Raw genomic sequence first — 18,918 nt, 5'->3', positions numbered from 1 at the left:
GCGACCACGCCCGGGATCGCCGAACTCCGCCGCCGGGACTCGCCTTCGGATGATCCGCCGGACAGGACCTACGGCTCCTCCGCCGGCAGCAGGACCACCATCCGGGTCCCCGGACGGTTGTCCTCGATGTGCGTGCTGCCGTGGTGGGCCGTCACGATGTCGCGGACGATGGCGAGGCCGAGTCCGCTGCCGCCGGTGTCCCGTGTCCGGGCGTCGTCCAGGCGGGTGAACCGGCCGAAGACTCGCTCGCGGTCGGCCTCCGGAATGCCGGGGCCGTCGTCGGCGACGACCAGGTGTGCGGTGTTGTGCACCGTACGGAGACTGATGTCGATGCGGGTCGCGGCATGACGCAGGGCGTTGTCGAGGAGGTTGCGTACGACGCGGGCGAGGGCGTCCTCGTCGCCGGTCAGGCGTGCCGCGCCGACGGCGTGCTGGTCGATGACCAGGCGGGTGCGGCTGCGCGCCTCGCGCACCTCGGCGAAGACGATCTCGTCCAGGTCCACGGGCCGGGTCCGCAGCCGGGGCCGGGCGTCCAGCCTGGCGAGTTGGACGAGGTCGTCGACGAGGTGGTTGAGCCGTTCGGTTTCACGGAGGAGGTCGGGGGCGAGGGTCTGCCAACGGGCGGATTCCGGGTGGTGGTGGGCGACTTCGAGGCGGGTGTGCAGGGTACTGAGGGGGCTGCGCAGTTCGTGGGCGGCGTCCGCGACGAACCTGCGCTGTCGCCGGGTCGCGGCGTCCAGGCGGCCGAGCAGGTCGTTGAAGGTCGTGGCCAGTCGGCCGAGCGCGTCGTTGGCGGGTGGTACGTCGAGGCGGCGGCTCAGGTCGGTTCCGGTGATCTCGGCGGTCTGGGCGCGCATCGCGTCCACGGGCCGCAGCGCGCGTCCGGTGAGCAGCCACACGATGCCGGTGAGCAGGGCGACGACCGCGGGTACGCCGGTGGCCAGGCCCGCGGTGAGTTGTGACAGACCGTGGTCGACACTCTCGGTGGGCAGGGCCACATACACCGTCACGGGGTTGTGCGGTGTGCCCGCGGGAATGCCGACAGCGCGCCAGGTTCCGTAATCGTGCTCGGGAATGCCGTGGACGGTGTGGGCGCGCGGGGTCCCGGACCGGTCGGCCGGGAAGGTGAACACCCGTGGCAGGCCACGCAGGTTGGCCGAGCTGGCGAGTACGTGTCCCGCGGCATCGACGACCTGTACGGCGGCTTCCGCGTGGGAGGTGGCCGGTACCTCCGCGCTGATCCGGTTGTTGTCCTCGTCCGCGGCCACGACTTGGGCGCGTTGCAGTGCGGTCTGGTCGAGTTCCTTGATCAGGCTGGCGTGCAGCCAGACGACGAGCAGCAGCGCGGCACCGGCCAGTCCGGCCGCGATGACCAGGGCTGCGGCGGCGGTCAGCCTCAGCCGCAACGACCGGCGGGCCCACCAGGAGCGGACGACGGCGGCCATGGATCATCTCGCGGTGCTGTGGAGTCGGTAGCCGGCGCCGCGAACCGTTTCGATGGTCCGACGGCCGAACGGGGCGTCGATCTTGCGTCTGAGGTAGCCGACGTACACCTCGACGATGTTGGTGTCGCCGTCGAAGTGTTCGTCCCAGACGTGGGTGAGGATGTCCGTCTTGCTGATCACCTCGTCGGCGTGCCTGAGCAGGTACTCCAGGAGGGCGAATTCCCTTGCTGTCAGGTTGATGTCGTGCTCCCCGCGCCGGCAGCGGTGGTGGGCGGGGTCCACGGTGAGGTCGTCGGCGGTGAGTACGGCGGGCCGGGCGGGTGCGCCGCGCCGCAGCAGGGCTCTCAGGCGGGCGACGAGGACCACGTAGGAGAACGGCTTGCTCAGGTAGTCGTCGGCACCGAGATCGAGGGCGTCCGCCTCGTCGTACTCGCCGTCCTTCGCCGTGAGCATCAGCACCGGTGTCCAGATCCTGGCCGCCCTCAGCCGTTTCAGGACTTCGTACCCGGACAGTTCGGGCAGCATGATGTCCAGCACGATGACGTCGTAGGGCTCGTGCAGGGCCCGCCACAGTCCGTCCGCTCCATCGTGCGCGATGTCGGCGACGAAGCCCTCCGTGGCCAGTCCGTCGGCGATCGCATCGGCGAGCGCGGGCTCGTCCTCGGTGATCAGCATCCGCATGGCGACCTCTCCGTCCACCATAGCTCCGGGCCGGAATCGCTGTTTCCTGAAAGGACGCTGAGGCGCGAGCCGGCTCTCAGTCTCTTCTCAGTGCCCCGGCCACAGGCTGGGGGTGTCAATCGGAGATGGCCCACTCGGACGAGGAGAGGAACGATGAGCGACCTCAGAGACGGACGCAGGGGCAGGGACGAGGGCGAGCGGCGGGACGACCGGCGGTCCGACGGACGGCGTGAGACCGGACGGCGTGAACCCGGACGGCGTGAGACCGGCCGTGAGGACGAGATCGAGGAACGGGCTCGCCTGGCCCGTACATCGCGCGTCGCCGATCACCCACTCCGCTGAACGGCGGCTGAGTGGCAGCGTGACCAACCGGAACAACTGAAGGTATCGAGAAGCGTGCGTGACCGGTCCGTATCCCGGGCCGGCCACGCACGCTGCTCTGCGCTCCGCGTCATGCCGTCACTCCTGTATCTTCCCCCTTCGTCGTCACTCCTGCATCACGGCTTCCACCTTCGTCGTCACTCCTGCATCACGGCTTCCACCAGTTCCTGGGCCAGGTCCAGGGTCTGCTGAATCGGCAGGCCGTGGTCCGCGTACCAGTCCGCGGTCGCTTCGGGGTGTGGTCCGGTGACCGCCACGCGGCCATCGCCGTACCGGGTCACGAGCGCGGCGGCGGCTCCGCTGTCGTAGGTGGCGAGGATCCTCGCGTCGGCCCCCTCGGCGAGGACGAAGAGGGGGCCGTCCTGGAAGAACACGGTGCGCGGGCGGCCCCGCCATGTCACCTGGATCACCGTGTCGCGCTCGTCGTGGACCGTGGCGCCCGGGGAGGAGATGTACTGGTCGGTGTCGCCGGGCAGGAGGCCGAAGCCCGGGGTGGCTCCGGCGAGGTAGCCGCCGAGGCAGAAGCCCAGATAGCGCCCGCCGAGGTGCACGAAGTCGCGTACCGCCCGGCGCTGCCACCGCAGTATCCGGTAGGCGGACGAGAGCGTGCCGCCGCCGGGCTGGGCGTACAGCGCGGCGCGGGCCAGGGTCCGGGCCGTCAACGGAAGCACCTCGTCGGGCCCGATGAACCGGACGTCCAGATCCCATGGGGTCGAAGCAAGGAGCTCCGCGACCGCCTCGGGGCAGCCGGGCTGTGAGGCCGGTCCCCGGTAGACGAGGGCCAGGCGGCGGTGACCGGTGGTCGCGTCGGCGGGTGTCGGGGAAGCCTCCCCCAGCGGTTTCCCGGCACTCTCCCTCGCCGGCTTCATGGCGTCCTCCCTCAGCGCACGGACGGGGCGGGACAGCGCGCGGGACGGTCCGGACCGTCGGACGCGTCGCGGGCGGGTGCCACGGTGGCACCTTCGGCCGGGAGCCCCTGCCAGCTCGTCCCCGCTGTCAGCCGCTCCCCCTTCATGACCAGCGACAGCGCCCCGAGCCGGACATCGGCGCCCACCACCGTGTCGTAGAGCACGACCGTGCGTGGTCCGATGCTCGCCCCGGCGCCGACGGTCACCTTCGACATCTTCATCACCCGGTCCTCGAACAGGTGGCTCTGCAACGAGACGTGCATGCCGATCTCGGCGTCATCGCCCACCTCCACCAGGTCGAATTCGGTGAGGTACGTGGTGCCGATCCAGGTGCGCCGTCCGATCCGGGCACCGAACCGGCGCAGCAACGGCGGCAGGACCGGTGTCCCGATCAGGAGAGACGCGCCGAGCGGGACCACGACCGCCTCGAACAGGCCGGTGACGAACTCCGTACGGCGTACGAACAGGCTCCACAGGGGCTCGACGCGTGGCCGGTACCTTCCGACGACCGCCCACTTGGCCACGACGCAGTACGCGATGACGGCCAGCGCGGCGCCCATGGCGAGCAGCGGGGACACCAGCAGCGTCCCGAGCGTCCCGCTCCGGCGGGCGATGCCGGACAGGGCCAGCAGGTACAGACAGCCGCTGACGGCCAGGAGCGAGGCGGGCATGGTGATCCGGAGGAACTCGATGGCCAGGCGGCCGAGCACGGCCTTGCGGGAGGGCGAGAACGTCAGCTCCTCGGGGTACGTACCGCTGTCCTGGCGTACGGGGAGCCGCAGCGCGGGCGAGCCCAGCCAGGTGCTGTCGGCAGGCACACGGTCCGTGGGCGGGACCGTGCCCACACCGATCAGGCAGCCCGGACCGAGCCGTGTTCCGGCGGGAACGAGCGCCGCGTTGCCGACGAAGGAGCGTTCACCGACGGCGGTCGGCCCGAAGGTCACACGGTCGGCCGCGAAGGCGGCGGTACCGATGCCCGCCAGGTCGGCGACGAAGCTGCCGTCGCCGAGGGTGAGCAGGTCGGGATCGACGTGCGACACGGTGGACACCTCGGCGTTCCGGCCGATGCGGGCACCGAGCAGCCGCAGCCACGGAACCGTGTAGAGCGTGGCGTAGAGCGAGTTGGTGAACAGCAGGCTGTACTCCAGCAGCTTGTCCGCGATCCACTTGCGTACGCCGAGCGCGGAACGCACCGGGTGGGTTCCCGGGGGTGTCCTGCGCAGAACCGCTCGCTTGCCGACGGCGACGATCAGGCACACCGTGGCCACGAAGACCGGGCCGGACAGCGCGGCGGCGGCCAGTCCGGCGACCGTGCCGCCGCGCAGCCAGGCCCACCAGAGCAGGACGACGCTCGGCAGGGCCATGGCGATCACGGCGGTCTCCAGCAGAACCAGGCCGAGCAGGACGGCGGCCAGCTGGCGCGGCCGCCAGCGGTCCGTCCCGCCCCGGGTCCGCAGCATCGCCTCGACGGCCGGCGAGAGTGCTGCGACAGGGCGTGCGGGCGATCCGGCACGGCGCTCCCCGGCGGGTACCGCCTCGTCCGGGCCCGCCACGGACTGCTCGCCGAGCGCGGAACCGGGCCCCAGGCACGCGCCGGGTTCACAGACCGCGTTGGCGCCTACGAAGGCCCCCGCGCCGATGGTGATCGGGGCGACCGTGACCCACCCGTCGGTGACCTGCCAGGGACGCAGCACGGCCCCGTACCCGATCGCGGCGTCGCGGTCGATGCGCAGCAGGGCGGGCAGGCCGATCAGGCTGGTGGCGATGGTGGCGTCGGGCCCGACGCGGGCGCCCATGAGCCGCAGATAGGGGCCCATCATCGGGGACCCGCTGAGCACCCGGAGGGGACCGATGCCGAACACGAGCACGTCCAGCACCCACAGCCGCAGATAGGTCGTCCCCCACAGCGGGTACCGGCCGGGCCCGATGCCCGCCGCCAGCGGTCGGGCGAGAGCGACCGGGACGAGCCAGCGTACGACGAGGTAGCCGGCCATCTCGGTGACGGTGAGCCACACCGCTCCCCAGCCCGACACCTGGCCGTGGCGTGCCACGTAGGAGAGCGCCACCGGCCCGGTGAGCAGCAGGAGCAGCCCGTACAGCGCTGCCGTCTGGGCGATCCCCGCGCGTGCGATCCGCCCGCGGCCGTGCCGGAGCGGGGCGGGGCGGGGCCTCGCCGCCGGGCCGGCCCGGCCGGCCGAGGAGCCCAGACGTGCCGCGAGCGCCCGCACGGTGGGGTTCTCGTACAGGTCCCGCAGGGTGGCGCCGGCTGCGCCCTCCCGGTCGCGCAGCAACGACACGGCACGGGCGGCGAGCAGGGAGTGACCGCCGAGGTCCGTGAAGAAGTCGGCCTCCGCCGACAGCTCACCGGGGGCGATGCCGAGCGCCTGCGCCCATGCGTCGCGCACTCCCGTCTCCAGGTCCCCGCGGACCGGAACCACCCGACCGACGGCGGCGAACCGGCGGCCGGCCGGTGGGGGCAGCCGCGTGCGGTCGGCCTTGCCACTGGGCATGACCGGCAGCCGGCCGAGGAAGTCCAGGGTCGACGGAACCATGTAGGCGGGCAGCGACCGGCGCAGCCGCTCGTGCAGCCGGGCGGTGAGAACGTCGTCTCCCCCGGGGCCTTCGCCCTCCTCGGAGCGCACGACGTACGCGGCGAGAGAGCTGTCGCCGTCGCGCGCGGTCACGAGGGCGGTGCCTGCCTGGGCGACGCCGGGGTCCTCCAGCAACACGCTGTCGATCTCCTCCAGCGACACGCGGTATCCGCGGATCTTCACCTCCGCGTCCGCCCGGCCGTGGTACTCGATCTCCCCGTCGTCGGTTATTCTGCCGAGGTCGCCGGTGCGGTAGAGGCAGCCGTTGCCGGACGCCAGAGGGTGCTCGACAAAGCGGTCGGCGGTCAGGTCCGGCCTTCCCACGTAGCCGCGGGCGAGGCCGGGGCCGCCCAGGCAGATCTCGCCTACGGTGCCCTGCGGCACGGGGCGCAGCCGCTCGTCGAGGAGGAAGGCCGTGTACGTCGGCAGGGGGCGGCCTATGGTGACCGGGCGGCCCGGGAGGAGTTCCTGCCAGGTGGCCGTCACGGTGGTTTCGGTCGGTCCGTAGGTGTTGAGCATGCGCCGTCCCGGCCTGCTCCAGCGTTCGACGAGCGCGGCGGGACAGGCCTCACCTCCCACGACGACGCTGCGGATCCGCGGGAGGTCGCGCGGGATCGTCGCCAGCAGCGTCGGTACGCAGTACAGGACGGTCACCGCGTGTTCCTGGAGGAAATCGGCGAGCTCGGCACCGAGCCGTCCCGGGCCGGCCGGTCCGGCGACGAGCGTCGCGCCGGCCGCCCAGGTCGGCCAGATCTCCTCGATGGAGAAGTCGAACGAGATCGCCATGCCCTGGTACACCCGGTCCTGCGGCCGGACGCCGTAGACCGGGGAGACGACGCGCAGGAAGTTGCAGATGCTCGACCGGGCGATCTCCACGCCCTTGGGCCTGCCGCTGGACCCGGACGTATACATGACGTACGCCAATGGATCGTCCCCGTCCCGGTCCCCCACGTCCCGGCCTTCCGTGGGCGGGCGCCAGGGCGGCAGCCGGTCGAACTCCCCGGCGCACGTGTCGGCCTCGACCACCGGGCACGCCTTGCGCGGCCCGGCCCAGACGGCGCCGGAGGCGAGAGCGGACGTGGTCAGCACCACGTCGGCACCCACGTCACGCAGGATGAAATCGGCCCGGTCGGGCGGTGCCGCCGGGTCGACCGGGACGAACGCCGCCCCCGCCTTGCAGACACCCAGCAGACACACGTACGTCTCCACGGACTGCGGCAGCAGCAGGGCCGCGAGCCTGCCCGGTCCGATTCCGATCCGGCGCAGGTGGTGGGCGACTCGATTGGCCCGGGTGTCGAGTTCGGCGTAGGTGAGCCGGTGTTCGCCGCATTCGAGCGCGATGGCCGACGGCGTGCGGTCGCAGGCGCTCTCGAAGAAATGGTTCAGCCTGTCCGCGCTGCCCGTTCGCCTCGGTTCGGTGCGGTCACCGATCGGCATGCCGGGCAGCACGACAGTGCGGGAGACCATGAACTCCCCCTCATCCGATACGAAAGGTGCTCGGTCACCTCAAGACTGGGCGACACCGGCTGAGAAGAAGCTGAGCCCGATGCCCGGCTCGGCCTTCTGCGCTGTTCCGGGGAGGCTCGGTGCCTCCACGCGGTCCGGAGGTCCGGGTGCCGACGGTCAGCGGTAGGCGGCGAGAAAGGCGCGGACGCCGGCGGTGACGTAGTGGTCGAGTTCGGCCTGGGTGTGCCGGGGACCGCCGTGGAACATCGCCTTGTTCACCGGGATCCACATCAGCAGGCCGGAGAAGTGGTTGGCGGCCAGCAGCGGTTCGTCGATCCGGAGCAGTCCGTCCTCGGCAAGACGCTGGAAGGTGGCCGCCAGGGTGGCCAGGACCCGCTCGAAGCCCTGCTCGTACCAGGCCGCGCCGAGCTCGGGGAAGGCGTCCGCGTTGGCGATGACCAGGCGCCGGAGCTGAAGCACCTGGGGCTGTGTGAGAGTGGTGAGGAACTCCCGGGCGAGGCGGGTCAGATTCTCGTCCAGCGCGTCGGCGTCGGACGGGATGTCGGCCACCAGGTCGATCACGCCGTCCACACGGTCGGTGGTGGCCAGGACGATCTCGGCGAACAGCTTCTCCTTGTCGGCGAAGTGCTTGTAGACGGTCTGCTTGGACACCGCCGCCAGCTTCGCGATGTCGTCCATGCTCGTGCCGGAGTAGCCCTTCTCCATGAACGCCATGGTGGCGGCCTCCATGATCGCCTGGCGCTTCCGCGCCGACCTGCCCTGCTCGTTCGCTTCCATGCCGTCCCCTTGCACTGACAGTACTGGACAGTCCAGTTCCTATGTGAGTACTGTACCGTCCAGTTCCTGGCAGTACCACACCGTCCAGTTCTGCGCGGTGCCCGCGATCGAGGAGGACTCCCATGACCCAGACGATCGGCGCCCCGATCACGGCCGGCCCCCCGGACTCCACGGGACGGACGACGCGAGCCCTGCTGGCCGCCGGCGTCGCGGCGGGCCCGCTGTTCCTGGGCGCGGGGCTGATCCAGGGTCTGACCCGCGAGGGCTTCGACTTCACCCGCAACGCCATCAGCCAGCTCAGCCTCGGCGACCTGGGCTGGATCCAGGTGACGGGCTTCCTGCTCACCGGGGTGCTGGCCGTCGTCGGCGCGATCGGGATACGCCGGGCCCTGCGCGATGCCCCCGGCGGGGTCTGGGCCCCGCGGCTGGTCGCGGTGTTCGGCGCCTCGTTCCTCCTCGCCGGGGTGTTCACCGCCGACCCCGGCGCCGGGTTTCCGGCGGGCGCGCCGGAGGGACCGGCCACTTCGATGAGCGCGCACGGCGCCGCCCACATGCTCAGCGCGGGAGTGGGCTATCTCGCGCTGTGCGCGGCGTTCATCGTGCTGGCCCGGCTCTTCGCCTCCCGGCGCCGGCGCGGCTGGGCCATCGCCTGCCGCCTCGTACCGGTGGGAGTCCTCGCCGGCTTCGTGGGCTCCTCCGCCGGCGCCCTGGCCTTCACGGCCGGGGCGGGACTCGGCCTCCTCTGGCTCACCGCGGTGTCGGCCCGACTCCTCACCGCCGAGCCGACAGCGCAGCGGTGAACACTCACCTGCGGCTTCCCTCTCGGACGGGAACAGAGCAACAATCCAAGATCACCAAGCATGGACGGATGGGACACAGCATCATGACTGAACCGGTCAAGGGCCCTGCCGGCTACTTCCCTTCGATCGAGAAGAAGTACGGCCGCCCGATCAGCGAGTGGAAGGACCTCATCCGGTCCTCTCCCCTGACCAAGCACATGGAACTCGTCTCCTGGCTCAAGACCGAGCACGGCCTCGGCCACGGCCACGCCAACGCCCTCGTCGCACACACCCTCGCCGAGGACAAGGGCGAGTAGCCCACCCGCCGCCGTATCGACTCGACGGGCCCGGCCCGGGGCCGCGACGCCACCGGGCCCGGCACTCTCGGCAGTCGTACTTGGACACGCATCGATGCCGCACCTGTTCGAAAAGCGGACGCGAAACACGCGCCGAATCACCCCGGAACAGGTCACGCGCGCCCCGAACCCCTCCCCAGCACCCCCGAACCCCTGCCAGACTGGCCCCGGCCCCACCGCGCTCCGTCGGCGGGGCCACCCCGGGGAGGTCTCCGATGACGTGCGGAAACTGTGGCGCAGCGGCCACCCAGGGCCCCGACGGGTCCTGGACCTGCAGCAACCAGTGCGGCTGGTCGTCCACCGCGCCCGGCCCCGTCATGACCCCGGAGATCACCACCACCAGATGCCGCGGCTGCGACGCCGAGATCCACGGCCTCAACGGCCGGTACGCGTGCGGGCTCTGCGGATGGTCCAACCACTGGGACGAAGGTCATCAACCGCTCCCCGCCGCAGGCAAACCCCCCAGGGGTACGAACGGCCTGCAGTAGAGCGGCCACACGGCTCAGCTCATGGCCGGTGCGCGCCTGCCAGGCCCGTCTCGTACGCGACGATCACCAGTTGCGCGCGGTCGCGTGCCCGGAGCTTGGCCAGCAGCCTTCCGATGTGTGTCTTGACCGTGGCGAGGCTCAGGTGCAGGTGCTCCGCCAGTTCCGTGTTGGACAGGCCGCGGGCGATCAGGCCGAGGACCTCCAACTCGCGGTCGGTGACGCCCTCAAGAATGCGGGCGGGTGGGCGGCCCGGCTCGGGCCGGCGGGTGAACTCGGCGACCAGACGGCGGGTGACCGAGGGCGCGAGAAGGCAGTCGCCGTCGGCGACGACCGCGATGGCGCTCAGCACCTCCGACGGCGGCGTGTCCTTGAGGAGGAAGCCCGCCGCACCCGCGCGGAGAGCGGCGTAGACGTACTCAGGACCAGGGCGGCCACGCCCGCGGCGTCCTGCCCGTCCCCGGCCGGGGTGATGGACGCCTCGCCCAGGTACACCCCGCCGGCCGCCACCGGCAGGGCGAGGACGAGCGCCGTGACCGAACGGCGAGCGGGCTCGGCCAGGCCCACCAGGTAGGCGGCCAGCCCCGCCGCGGCGTACGGCTCCCGGGTCAGGTCGAGGACCGAGGCGGCGGTGAGGGCCGCGAGTACGACGCCCAGCACGGGCAGCGGCCGGCGGCGGCGTACCGCGACGGGCAGGCCGACGGCGGCGGCGATCAACCAGGCGAGCCAGGCCGGGCCGGCGTAGGCCGGCTGTCCGTCGGCCGCGGTCATGCCCGCGAAGCCGACGTAGACCATGGTCAGGACGAGGGCCGCCGCGAGGTCGATGGCGTGGAGGTGCCGCCCGGCCGTGCGATTCATGGCATGACGGCGGGCCCAGCATCATGGCGACGCAACCCACCCAACGGCCGGGGAACGCCTCCATGCGCTCCACCGGCAGGATGCGCCCGAGCCCGCGGGAGGCGGAGGGCCGTGCGGTGAGCGGGGCGGACACGGCATCGGACACGGCTGCTGCGGGCGAGGGTCCGGGGGCGGTGGTGCGCGGCTGGATGGTCATACCCCCGACCCTGTCCCGGCCGCCTCCTCCGGGCATCGGACCAGAGCCTGGCTTCCGGCGTCGGACCTGGGTATGACGCGCGGCGCCGGTCGGCCGAATTGTCAGGAGGTACGGGTGTGGTGGTCCAGCAGGCGGGCGAGCAGCAGCACGAACCGGTCGCGTTCGGACGGGCTCAGCGGCGCGAGCAGTTCGTCTTCGAGCCCGTCCAGGACCGTGTCGAGGAGGTGCAGGTGGCGGCGGCCCCGGGCGGAGATCGTGATGATGTTGCGGCGCCGGTCGTCGGGGTCCGGTGCCCGCTCGACGAGTTGACGCCCGGCCAGTTCGTTGAGCACGCCGACCATGTCGCTGCGGTAGATGCCGGAGCGCCTGCTCAGCTCCGCCTGGCTGCCCGGCCCGTACTCCTCCAGCGAGGCGAGCACGGCGTAGTGCCACTTGCGGGCGTCGGTCCGGGCCAGCCCCTCGGTGATCAGCCGGTCCGACCGCACGGTCAGCTGCGACAGCAGCCGGCTCGCCCGTCGGCCCAGCCGGTCGGGCGTCCTGAGCGCGCTGTCGTCGGGTATGTCCGCGGCTTCGGCCCTGATCATGGCACCCATTCTACCGATTGCGTTAGTGCGACTAACGATGTACGGTCCTTCACGCCGAAAACGTTAGTGAAACTAACATTGCTTGAGCGAACTCCAAGGACGGAAGATCTTGCCCACCAAGACAGTGCAGATTCCCACCGCGGACGGCCGGGCCGACGCTTTCGCAGCCTTCCCCGACGGCGGCGGGCAGCACCCCGGGGTGCTGCTGTACCCGGACGCCTTCGGCATCCGGCCCGTACTGCGGGAGCTGGCCCGCGAACTGGCCGGGCACGGCTACTACGTACTCGCCCCCAACTTCTTCTACCGGCACGGCCCGACACCGGTGGTCGAACTTCCCGAGCACATCGGAGAAGAGGTCCGGCCCGCGCTCATCGGCCGGTTGATGCCCTTGATCAAGGAGCACACGGCCGAACGAACCCTGCGCGACGCCGACGCCTACCTCGACTTCCTCACCGCCCAGCCCGAGGTCAGTGCCGGACCGGTCGCGGTGACCGGCTACTGCATCGGCGGCCTCCTGGCGATGCGCACCGCCGCGGCCCACCCCGGCCAGGTGGCCGCCGTCGCCGCATTCCACGCCCCCGTGGGCGCCGACGGGCCCGGCCTCTTCTCCGAACTCACCGCCCAGGTCCACCTCGGCCACGCCGAATCCGACCTGACGCCCGAGACCCTCGGCGAGCTCAACCAGGCCCTGGACGCCGCGGGTGTCGACTACACCTCCGAGATCTACCCCGGCACCGTCCACGGCTTCGCCATGTCCGACACCGACGCCTTCAGCCCCTCCGGGATGCAGCGCCACTGGGACCGCCTGCTCCCCCTCCTGAGCCGCACCCTGTCCAGCAACTGACGCTCCGGCGGCTCGACCGACCGGGCGACCGCTCCGGCATCGGCATCGGCATCGACATCGGCTGAGTCGCGGTGCCACCCATGCACCGCTGTCGGCCCGACAGGCGACGGCGACGATACGTGCGTGAAGTGGCCGAGCGAGCCCCCCCGGGGGGCTCGGGCCGCGGCCCGGCGGGCAGACTGCGCTCATGCGACTCCCCGCCGAAGCCGTTGCCAGCACCGCCCTGATCGAGGTCATGAGGATCTCCGCCCTCCCGACCGAGCGGGGAGTCCCCTACCCGGGCCGGACGGTCGCCCACTGGACCGGGAGTGAGATCGCCGACGTCCTGACCTTGATCGACAGCCTGCCCGGCAGCGAACAGCACCGCTGCGGATTCTCACCGGGATGGAGTGTCCGGGCCTACGAGGACTCCCTCGGCCCGGCGCTGTTCGAGGCGGCGTTCTGCTTCACATGCCACGAGGTCCGCATGCACGGAACCGCAGTGCCACCCGAGCTGGCCACGCAGTTCTTCGACGCCGACGCCCCGTCGGCCCAAGCCCTCCTGGCCCGCTTCCGCGTGGCGGGCCCGTAGCCGGCGGACCGGACGAACGGGTGCACGGAGTCCCGCAGGGCTTCTGACGAGCGACTGCCGGTGCGTACGGACCTGCCGGGCCGTCACCCGACGAGGGCCTCCCAGGTCTTCGGTCCCGCCTGGCCGTCGATGACGGGGCGATCGACGCCCTGGTGGGCGCGGACGGCGGCGTTGGTCACCGAGCCGAAGTCGCCGTCGACGGCGAGTCCCGCGCTGTGCTTGTTCAGCGCCACCTGAAGACTGCGGACATGCGCTCCGGAGCTGCCCCGCCGGAGCGAGTGGACCGGACTCGGCCAGGTCTTCGGGCCGACCTGACCGTCCGCCACCAGGCCTCGGGCGGACTGGAACTTCTTGACCGCGGATACCGATACCGAGCCGTACGTACCGTCTGCGACCAGCGCGGTGCCGCGCCGGGTGATCAGGTACTGGACTGCCTTCACGGTCGCGCCGACGGCGCCGGGGCCATCATCCGGATCGTGATGGCCGGCGTGCGCTGCCGGACGTCGGTGAACAGGGCGCGGATCAGCGCCAGGGAGGACGGCGCCAGCGCGGCGGCGGCGCCCTGGACCGCCCGTGCCGCAATGAGCAGGCCGGCGTCGGGCGCGTACGCGGCGAGGACGGAGGCGCAGGTGAACGCGACGGCGCCGACCAGCAGGATGCGGCGGTGTCCGAAGCGGTCGCCGAGCATGCCCGTCGTGACCAGGGCCCCGGCGACCATGAGGCCGTAGATGTCGGTGATCCACAGCAGCGGGGAGCCGTCGGGCCGCGGAGCGGCGCTCAGGCTCGGCAGTGCCAGATGGAGCACCGACATGTTCCTCATCACCAGCACGGCGGGCCCGCCCAGGACCGCCAGGGCGGCCCACTCCCGGATTCCGGCTCCGGCGGGTGTTTCTTGGGCCGTGCCGGCTCCGATCTCAGTCATGGACACGACCGTCGGGGACGAGCAGGGTCTTGCCGGTGGTGGTCCGGGACCCGATGGCCCGGTGCGCGGCGGCTGCCTCCTCCAGCGGGAACGTCTGGCCGATCACCGGCCGCAGCTTCCCGTCGGCCGCGAGGTTCAGCGCATCGACGACGAGAGCGCGGGCCTGGGCGGGGCCCGGTGCGGCGGTGAGGCCGATGACATCGATGGAACGCGCCCGGAGTCCGTCCTCGTAGAGCTCGGCGTCGACGAGGACGGACTCCGGGCGCGTCGAGCTCGGCGTCGGCGCCACCGGCCATCCCGTAGATGCTCACGCGCCCGCCGTCACCCAGCGCCCCGATCGCCTCGGTGCCGATCCGGCCGCCGACTCCGTCGAAGACGAGATCGAGTCCGGCACCGCCGGTCGCCTCCGCCACCCGATCCAGCCAGTCGGGCCGGGAGTAGTCGACATAGGCGGCCGCGCCGAGCGAGGTGACCCGTGCGGCCTCGTCGACTCCTCGGGCGGCGCCGGTCACGTGGGCGCCCGTCGAGGCGGCGAGTTGCACCAGCAGGCTGCCGACACCCCCTCCCGCAGCTTCCACCAGAACGTGCTCCGCCGGCTTCACCTCCGCCTGCCGGTGCAACAGCAACGCCGTACGCCCATCGGCCAGCAGCGCGACCGCGTCCTTGAGTCCGAGGCCCTCGGGAACCGGAACCACGTCCTGGGCCCGGGCCAGTGCCAGTTCGGCATAGCCGCCCGTGCCGCCGGTGGTGGTGACCACGGGGTCGTGCCGATCAGGGCCGGATCCGCGCCCTCCCCGACGGCGACGATGCGGACGCCCACGCCGTTGCCCGGGTACGCGGGGCAGGGCGGGCCTGCCGAACGGTCCGCCGCCCGAGCGCGTCTGCGTCTCCCCAAACGGATAAATTCGCTTCGTTTGAAGGAATCTATAACGGAGTGAATCGCTTCGCAAAGGGATACAGTGCGTCCATGGCCCGCAGAGCTCCCCGACACGCCGAAGCAGAACGCAACGACCAGGCCCTCCTGGAGGCCGCGAAGAAAGTCCTGGCCGTGGACGGGGCGCACGCATCGGTGGCCGCGATCGCCGCACACGCCGGAGTCGGCATCGCCAGCCTCTACCGCCGCTACCGGTCCAAGGACGAACTCTTCCAGCGCCTGTGCGCGCTCTCGCTCGACCAGTGGATCCAGGCCGCCGAACACGGCCTGCGGCACGACGACCCGTGGGAAGGCCTCACGCACTACATCAGCGCCTGCGTCGAGTTCAGCGGCGGCTCCCTCGGGCCGCTGGCCGGCACGATCGCCGTCACCGACGAGATGGCGGCCAAGTTCAGCAGGTCGGATGAGCTGATGCGAGACCTGGTGGCCCGCGCGCACGCCGCCGGAGTACTCAGGCCGGACGCCACGGCCACAGACGTCTCGCTACTGATCGAACAACTCGGCAAGTCCCCCTTGATCGAGCAACTCGACCGGCAGGGCCGCACCGATCTGATCGACGCGGCGCGCAACGCCCGGAAGCGCACGATCGCCATCGCTCTCGACGGACTGCGCTGCGACCACCCCCGACTGCCCGGGGCCGCCCCCTCCCCCGCCCTGCTGGCCGACCGCTGGGAGCACGCCCCCACGGACGCGACGACGCCGGACAGGTGACTCGTCCGGGGGCGTGGCGACCGCCTCGGAAGTCCGCTCAAGTTCCGGTGGGGCTCCCGTCGCCGAGGGCCCAGGCCTCGATGTCGCGGTAATGGATCGGTCCCCGGCTGCGGCCGACGTTGCTGCCCACCAGGTGCAGACGTTCGGTGGTCCATGGCCGCCCGGTGAAGCCGGCGAGCCTCTCCGCGATTTCTTCCACCGAGGACCGGTCCCCCCGGCGGGCACGGGCCAACGTCAGATGGGGCCGCAGGGGCCGCTCCTCGAAGGCGACACCGCGGCTCCTGACCGCGGTACGCACATCGGCGGCGAGCATGCGCAGCTCATCGAGGTCTCCGTCGATTCCGCTCCACAGCACCCGGTCGTCGAAGTTCCCGCTGCCACGCAGTGCCAGAGACAGTGGCCGGTGGTCCGCCGCGAGGTCGGCGAGGGGCGGGCGCAGGAGCGGAACTGTCCCGACCGGCAGCTCCCCGAGGAACGCCAGGGTGATGTGCCAGTCCTCGATGCGGTTCCACCGCATGCGAGGGTGCGTGTCATGGGCGGGGCGCAACTCCCGGGCCAGCTCATCCTTCGCGTGATCGGGCGGGGCGAGCGCGATGAACACGCGAACAGTGGCGGGCTGAGTCTGATCGTTCACACCGGACTTCGTACCGCACCCGGTGATGGATGCGACGACCCGGGTACGGCGGAAGCGCGCTGGCGGCCGTGATACCGAGGAAGCGACTTCCGGGGCGGCGACGAGGCCGAGCGACCCGGCGCCGGCCCGGGTCCCCCGAGGCCGTCGGCGCCGGACTCGCTTCGGATGACGGGGGCCGGTGTCAGTGTGCGATGCCGTCGATCAGCTCGCGTGCACCCTGGCGCAGCAGGCTGACGGCGACGGAGGTACCGAGGGTGGCGGGGTCGAGGGGGCCGGCCCATTCGTGGGCGTTGAGGACGGTCTTGCCGTCGGGGGTGAAGACCTTGGCCCGCAGGGACAGTTCGCCGTTGCCTTCGACCTGGGCGTATCCGGCGATGGGGCTGTTGCAGTGGCCCTGGAGGACGTGGAGGAACATCCGCTCGGCGGTGGTCTCGCGATACGTGGCGGGGTGACCGAGGGGGCTGACGGCGTCGATCAGTGCGGTGTCCCCTTCGCGGCACTGCAGGGCCAGGACGCCGGCTCCGATCGGCGGGCACATCATCTCGACCGGCAGGATCTCGGTGATCACGTCGGTGCGGTCGATGCGTACGAGGCCGGCGACGGCCAGGAGCAGGGCGTCGGCCTCGCCCGCGGCGAGCTTCTCCAGGCGACGGTTGGCGTTGCCGCGCATCGGTACGCATTCCACATGCGGGTGGGAAGCGGCCAGTTGGGCGATGCGGCGTACGGAGGAGGTGCCGATCCGGGAGCCGGGCGGGAGCTGGTCGAGGCGCAGACCGCCGGGGTGGATGAGCGCGTCGCGGATGTCGTCGCGTTCGAGGAAGGCGGCGAAGGTGGTCCCGGCGGGCAGGGGCCTGTCCGCGGGGATGTCCTTGACGCAGTGCACCGCGAGATCGGCTTCCCCGGCGAGCAGTGCCTGGTCGACCTCCTTGGTGAACGCCCCCTTTCCCTCGACCTGGGCGAGGTCGCCCATCCATTTGTCACCCGTCGTCCTGACCGGGACGACTTCGGTGGCGGTGGTGGGGTGGAGTGCGGCCAGCTCGGCACGGACGCGCTCCACCTGGGCGAGGGCCATGGGCGAGTCGCGGGACACGATACGGATCAGCTCAGGGGCGGACATACCGCTCACGATAGACCGTCAGGTCCGGGTTCCGGCGCGCGCCCCGGGCGTCCATGTCGCGGGATCGGCCGACAAGTTGGCTTGATCGGGCAGGCGTGCGAGGAGAGCGCGTGGCGGGACGCCGTGTTCCGAACCCGACCCGGGTCCAGGGACGGCCCGGCGGACATCCCCGACGACGCGAACCGGATGCAGGCCTCGCATGACGCCCTCTCAGCACTCGTGCAACCGGGCGCGGAGTCCTGGCCCGTGCTCATGTCCGCTGCCGGAACGTTGCCCCACGTGCCGTTGTCGAGCTGTGTCCACTACCAGATGTCGTCCTCCCGGGTGGGGGTCGCCGTGTCCCCAGCACTGGAACCAGCTGAAGGTGCCGTTGAGCGTGCCGCGGGTCGCGGGTCGCGGAACGGTGGGAGCGGTCGGCGTACCCCTTCGCGCCCGCCTTGTTGCCGCAGTAGAGCCTGCCGTCGGAGCGGACCCCGCACTCGGCGGCATGGGCAGCCGGTACGGGGACGGACAGGGCGAGCAGAGTGGTCGCGGCGAAGGCGCCGAGGGCCATGACCATACGCCGAATGATCATGGTCGATCCCGGACGAAGCCACGCCCACCTGCGCGGACGGCGGACAGTATTCCCCCGTACGGCCGTTGGTACCGGCGGGATGGGTAATCTGTCGCCACCGGGGGCACCGCGCGCCGGAGACCGCCGCCGCTGCTCGAAGACCCTTGGAGACAGTTGGAGACAGAAGTGTCCGCATCCGTGTCCCGCTCCGCCGACATGATGGCGAGTCACCGGACCGTCGAGAACCTGATCATGCGTTACGCCGAGCTCGTGGACGACGGGGACTTCGCGGGGCTCGGTCTTCTGCTCGCCGACGCGTCCTTCGTCGGCAGCGGAGTTCCGGTGCGCGGCCGCGCTGCGATCGAGAGGATGTTCCGGGACACGCTGATCGTCTACGCCGACGGCACTCCGCGGACCCAGCACGTCACGACCAATATCGCCATCGAGGTCGACGAGCAGACCGGCACGGCGGTGTCACGTTCGTACGTCACCGTGTTGCAGGCGCTGCCCGAACTGGCACTGCAGCCCATCGCCGCCGGCCGGTACCGGGACCGCTTCGAGCGTCGAGACGGGCAGTGGCGCTTCGTGGAGCGGCGCGTCGACATCAAGCTCGTCGGCGATGTGAGCCGCCACCTGCGCCGGGTCGCCGAGCAGCCGTAGGGGCTGTCGGCTCCGCCCGGGCCCGTTGGGCTCACGGGGCCGGTCCCGATCCGCACCGTGTCTATTGCCCGACCGCGAGGACGAGAACGAGGGACGCGGCGGCCAGGACCAGATAGGCGCCGGGAAACACGATGTTGTGGTGGACGCGGGCACGGATGTGTACCGCTGTCGCACCGATGAAGAACAGGACGAGTCCCGTCGCGGCGGCGACGCCGACGGCAGTGAATCCCATGAGCCCGAGCAGGAGTCCGGCGGCTCCCGCGGCCTTGAGTGCGGCGAGCCACGGGACCCAGGTCTGCGGGACGCCCACCTCGGTCGAGTTGGCGACGACGAACCCCGCCCGTGAGAAGTCGGCTGCGGCGATCCCGGCATTGGCCAGGATCGTGATGACGGTGATGATCGCGTAAGCGGTGAACATGTGCCGCTCCCTCCACTCCCTCGGAGCTCTGTCTGCTCGCTGCGAC

19 protein-coding genes and 3 pseudogenes are annotated in these 18,918 nt (G+C 71.5%); 7 read left to right on the top strand and 15 right to left on the bottom strand.

Annotated features, from left to right (window positions below; all coding sequences use genetic code 11):
* Positions 1–68: 68 nt before the first annotated feature.
* Complete coding sequence (locus ACWCPY_RS19635) at positions 69–1,445, bottom strand: HAMP domain-containing sensor histidine kinase (RefSeq protein WP_451266551.1); 1,377 nt, start codon at positions 1,443–1,445, stop codon at positions 69–71.
* Positions 1,446–1,448: 3 nt separating this feature from the next.
* Positions 1,449–2,126, bottom strand: a complete 678-nt coding sequence (locus tag ACWCPY_RS19630; RefSeq protein WP_451266707.1) for a response regulator transcription factor — start codon at positions 2,124–2,126, stop codon at positions 1,449–1,451.
* A gap of 153 nt (positions 2,127–2,279) precedes the next feature.
* On the opposite strand from ACWCPY_RS19630, the gene ACWCPY_RS19625 reads away from it, so the two are divergent.
* Positions 2,280–2,468, top strand: coding sequence for a hypothetical protein (locus ACWCPY_RS19625; RefSeq protein ID WP_451266549.1), 189 nt, complete (start codon positions 2,280–2,282; stop codon positions 2,466–2,468).
* A gap of 176 nt (positions 2,469–2,644) precedes the next feature.
* On the opposite strand, the gene ACWCPY_RS19620 is transcribed toward ACWCPY_RS19625, so the two are convergent.
* The 3 genes from ACWCPY_RS19620 to ACWCPY_RS19610 form a co-directional block, all read right to left on the bottom strand.
* Positions 2,645–3,376 carry a BPL-N domain-containing protein gene (locus ACWCPY_RS19620; RefSeq protein ID WP_451266547.1) on the bottom strand — a complete coding sequence of 244 codons (732 nt, stop codon included), beginning with the start codon at positions 3,374–3,376 and terminating at the stop codon, positions 2,645–2,647.
* Positions 3,377–3,387: 11 nt separating this feature from the next.
* Positions 3,388–7,473, bottom strand: coding sequence for a Pls/PosA family non-ribosomal peptide synthetase (locus ACWCPY_RS19615; RefSeq protein ID WP_451266545.1), 4,086 nt, complete (start codon positions 7,471–7,473; stop codon positions 3,388–3,390).
* A gap of 156 nt (positions 7,474–7,629) precedes the next feature.
* The gene (locus ACWCPY_RS19610) at positions 7,630–8,250 is read right to left on the bottom strand and encodes a TetR/AcrR family transcriptional regulator (protein ID WP_451266543.1); all 621 of its coding nucleotides are present in this window, start codon (positions 8,248–8,250) and stop codon (positions 7,630–7,632) included.
* 122 nt (positions 8,251–8,372) lie between these two features.
* On the opposite strand from ACWCPY_RS19610, the gene ACWCPY_RS19605 reads away from it, so the two are divergent.
* Positions 8,373–9,050, top strand: coding sequence for a DUF998 domain-containing protein (locus ACWCPY_RS19605; RefSeq protein ID WP_451266541.1), 678 nt, complete (start codon positions 8,373–8,375; stop codon positions 9,048–9,050).
* 83 nt (positions 9,051–9,133) lie between these two features.
* Positions 9,134–9,346 (top strand): DUF4287 domain-containing protein, encoded by a 213-nt coding sequence (locus ACWCPY_RS19600; RefSeq protein WP_451266539.1) that lies wholly within the window; start codon positions 9,134–9,136, stop codon positions 9,344–9,346.
* Between the two features lie 546 nt (positions 9,347–9,892).
* Here the strand turns inward: ACWCPY_RS19600 and ACWCPY_RS19595 are convergent.
* The 3 genes and pseudogenes from ACWCPY_RS19595 to ACWCPY_RS19585 all read right to left on the bottom strand — a co-directional run.
* Positions 9,893–10,291: pseudogene (locus ACWCPY_RS19595) on the bottom strand (LuxR C-terminal-related transcriptional regulator); the annotation flags it as partial.
* Positions 10,216–10,665 carry a hypothetical protein gene (locus ACWCPY_RS19590; protein ID WP_451266705.1) on the bottom strand — a complete coding sequence of 150 codons (450 nt, stop codon included), beginning with the start codon at positions 10,663–10,665 and terminating at the stop codon, positions 10,216–10,218. The gene ACWCPY_RS19590 and the pseudogene ACWCPY_RS19595, both read right to left, overlap by 76 nt.
* Before the next feature lie 360 nt (positions 10,666–11,025).
* Positions 11,026–11,508: a MarR family winged helix-turn-helix transcriptional regulator gene (locus ACWCPY_RS19585; RefSeq protein WP_451266537.1), complete on the bottom strand. Its 483-nt coding sequence runs from the start codon at positions 11,506–11,508 to the stop codon at positions 11,026–11,028.
* A gap of 109 nt (positions 11,509–11,617) precedes the next feature.
* Here ACWCPY_RS19585 and ACWCPY_RS19580 point away from each other — a divergent pair, with 109 nt between their 5' ends.
* Together ACWCPY_RS19580 and ACWCPY_RS19575 are read left to right on the top strand one after the other, a co-directional pair.
* On the top strand, positions 11,618–12,352 hold the full coding sequence (locus ACWCPY_RS19580) for a dienelactone hydrolase family protein (protein WP_451266535.1): 735 nt from the start codon (positions 11,618–11,620) through the stop codon (positions 12,350–12,352).
* 187 nt (positions 12,353–12,539) lie between these two features.
* Positions 12,540–12,923: a hypothetical protein gene (locus tag ACWCPY_RS19575; RefSeq protein WP_451266533.1), complete on the top strand. Its 384-nt coding sequence runs from the start codon at positions 12,540–12,542 to the stop codon at positions 12,921–12,923.
* Positions 12,924–13,006: 83 nt separating this feature from the next.
* Here ACWCPY_RS19575 and ACWCPY_RS19570 read toward each other — a convergent pair.
* From ACWCPY_RS19570 to ACWCPY_RS19555, 4 genes and pseudogenes are all read right to left on the bottom strand, one after another.
* Positions 13,007–13,384 (bottom strand): annotated as a pseudogene (locus tag ACWCPY_RS19570) (peptidoglycan-binding domain-containing protein); the annotation flags it as partial.
* Positions 13,360–13,734 carry an MFS transporter gene (locus ACWCPY_RS19565; RefSeq protein ID WP_451266703.1) on the bottom strand — a complete coding sequence of 125 codons (375 nt, stop codon included), beginning with the start codon at positions 13,732–13,734 and terminating at the stop codon, positions 13,360–13,362. The pseudogene ACWCPY_RS19570 and the gene ACWCPY_RS19565, both read right to left, overlap by 25 nt.
* A gap of 103 nt (positions 13,735–13,837) precedes the next feature.
* Positions 13,838–14,134, bottom strand: coding sequence for a zinc-binding dehydrogenase (locus tag ACWCPY_RS19560; RefSeq protein ID WP_451266531.1), 297 nt, complete (start codon positions 14,132–14,134; stop codon positions 13,838–13,840).
* Positions 14,130–14,912: pseudogene (locus ACWCPY_RS19555) on the bottom strand (zinc-binding dehydrogenase); the annotation flags it as partial. The gene ACWCPY_RS19560 and the pseudogene ACWCPY_RS19555, both read right to left, overlap by 5 nt.
* On the opposite strand from ACWCPY_RS19555, the gene ACWCPY_RS19550 reads away from it, so the two are divergent.
* Complete coding sequence (locus ACWCPY_RS19550) at positions 14,813–15,490, top strand: TetR/AcrR family transcriptional regulator (protein WP_451266529.1); 678 nt, start codon at positions 14,813–14,815, stop codon at positions 15,488–15,490. The pseudogene ACWCPY_RS19555 and the gene ACWCPY_RS19550 sit on opposite strands and share 100 nt — an antisense overlap.
* Positions 15,491–15,527: 37 nt before the next feature.
* On the opposite strand, the gene thpR is transcribed toward ACWCPY_RS19550, so the two are convergent.
* Positions 15,528–16,124: an RNA 2',3'-cyclic phosphodiesterase gene (gene thpR / locus ACWCPY_RS19545; protein ID WP_451266527.1), complete on the bottom strand. Its 597-nt coding sequence runs from the start codon at positions 16,122–16,124 to the stop codon at positions 15,528–15,530.
* A gap of 181 nt (positions 16,125–16,305) precedes the next feature.
* The gene (gene hemC / locus ACWCPY_RS19540; RefSeq protein WP_451266525.1) at positions 16,306–17,241 is read right to left on the bottom strand and encodes a hydroxymethylbilane synthase; all 936 of its coding nucleotides are present in this window, start codon (positions 17,239–17,241) and stop codon (positions 16,306–16,308) included.
* Between the two features lie 769 nt (positions 17,242–18,010).
* On the opposite strand from hemC, the gene ACWCPY_RS19535 reads away from it, so the two are divergent.
* Complete coding sequence (locus ACWCPY_RS19535) at positions 18,011–18,454, top strand: nuclear transport factor 2 family protein (protein WP_451266701.1); 444 nt, start codon at positions 18,011–18,013, stop codon at positions 18,452–18,454.
* A 61-nt stretch (positions 18,455–18,515) separates the two neighbouring features.
* On the opposite strand, the gene ACWCPY_RS19530 is transcribed toward ACWCPY_RS19535, so the two are convergent.
* Entirely contained in the window at positions 18,516–18,872 is a 357-nt protein-coding gene (locus tag ACWCPY_RS19530) for a DoxX family protein (RefSeq protein ID WP_451266523.1), read from the bottom strand.
* Positions 18,873–18,918 lie beyond the last annotated feature (46 nt).

It is taken from the genome of Streptomyces sp. NPDC002403 (genome assembly GCF_053593015.1).
Note: the sequence above shows the minus strand (reverse complement) of the source record. Positions and strands in the feature narration are given on the sequence as shown.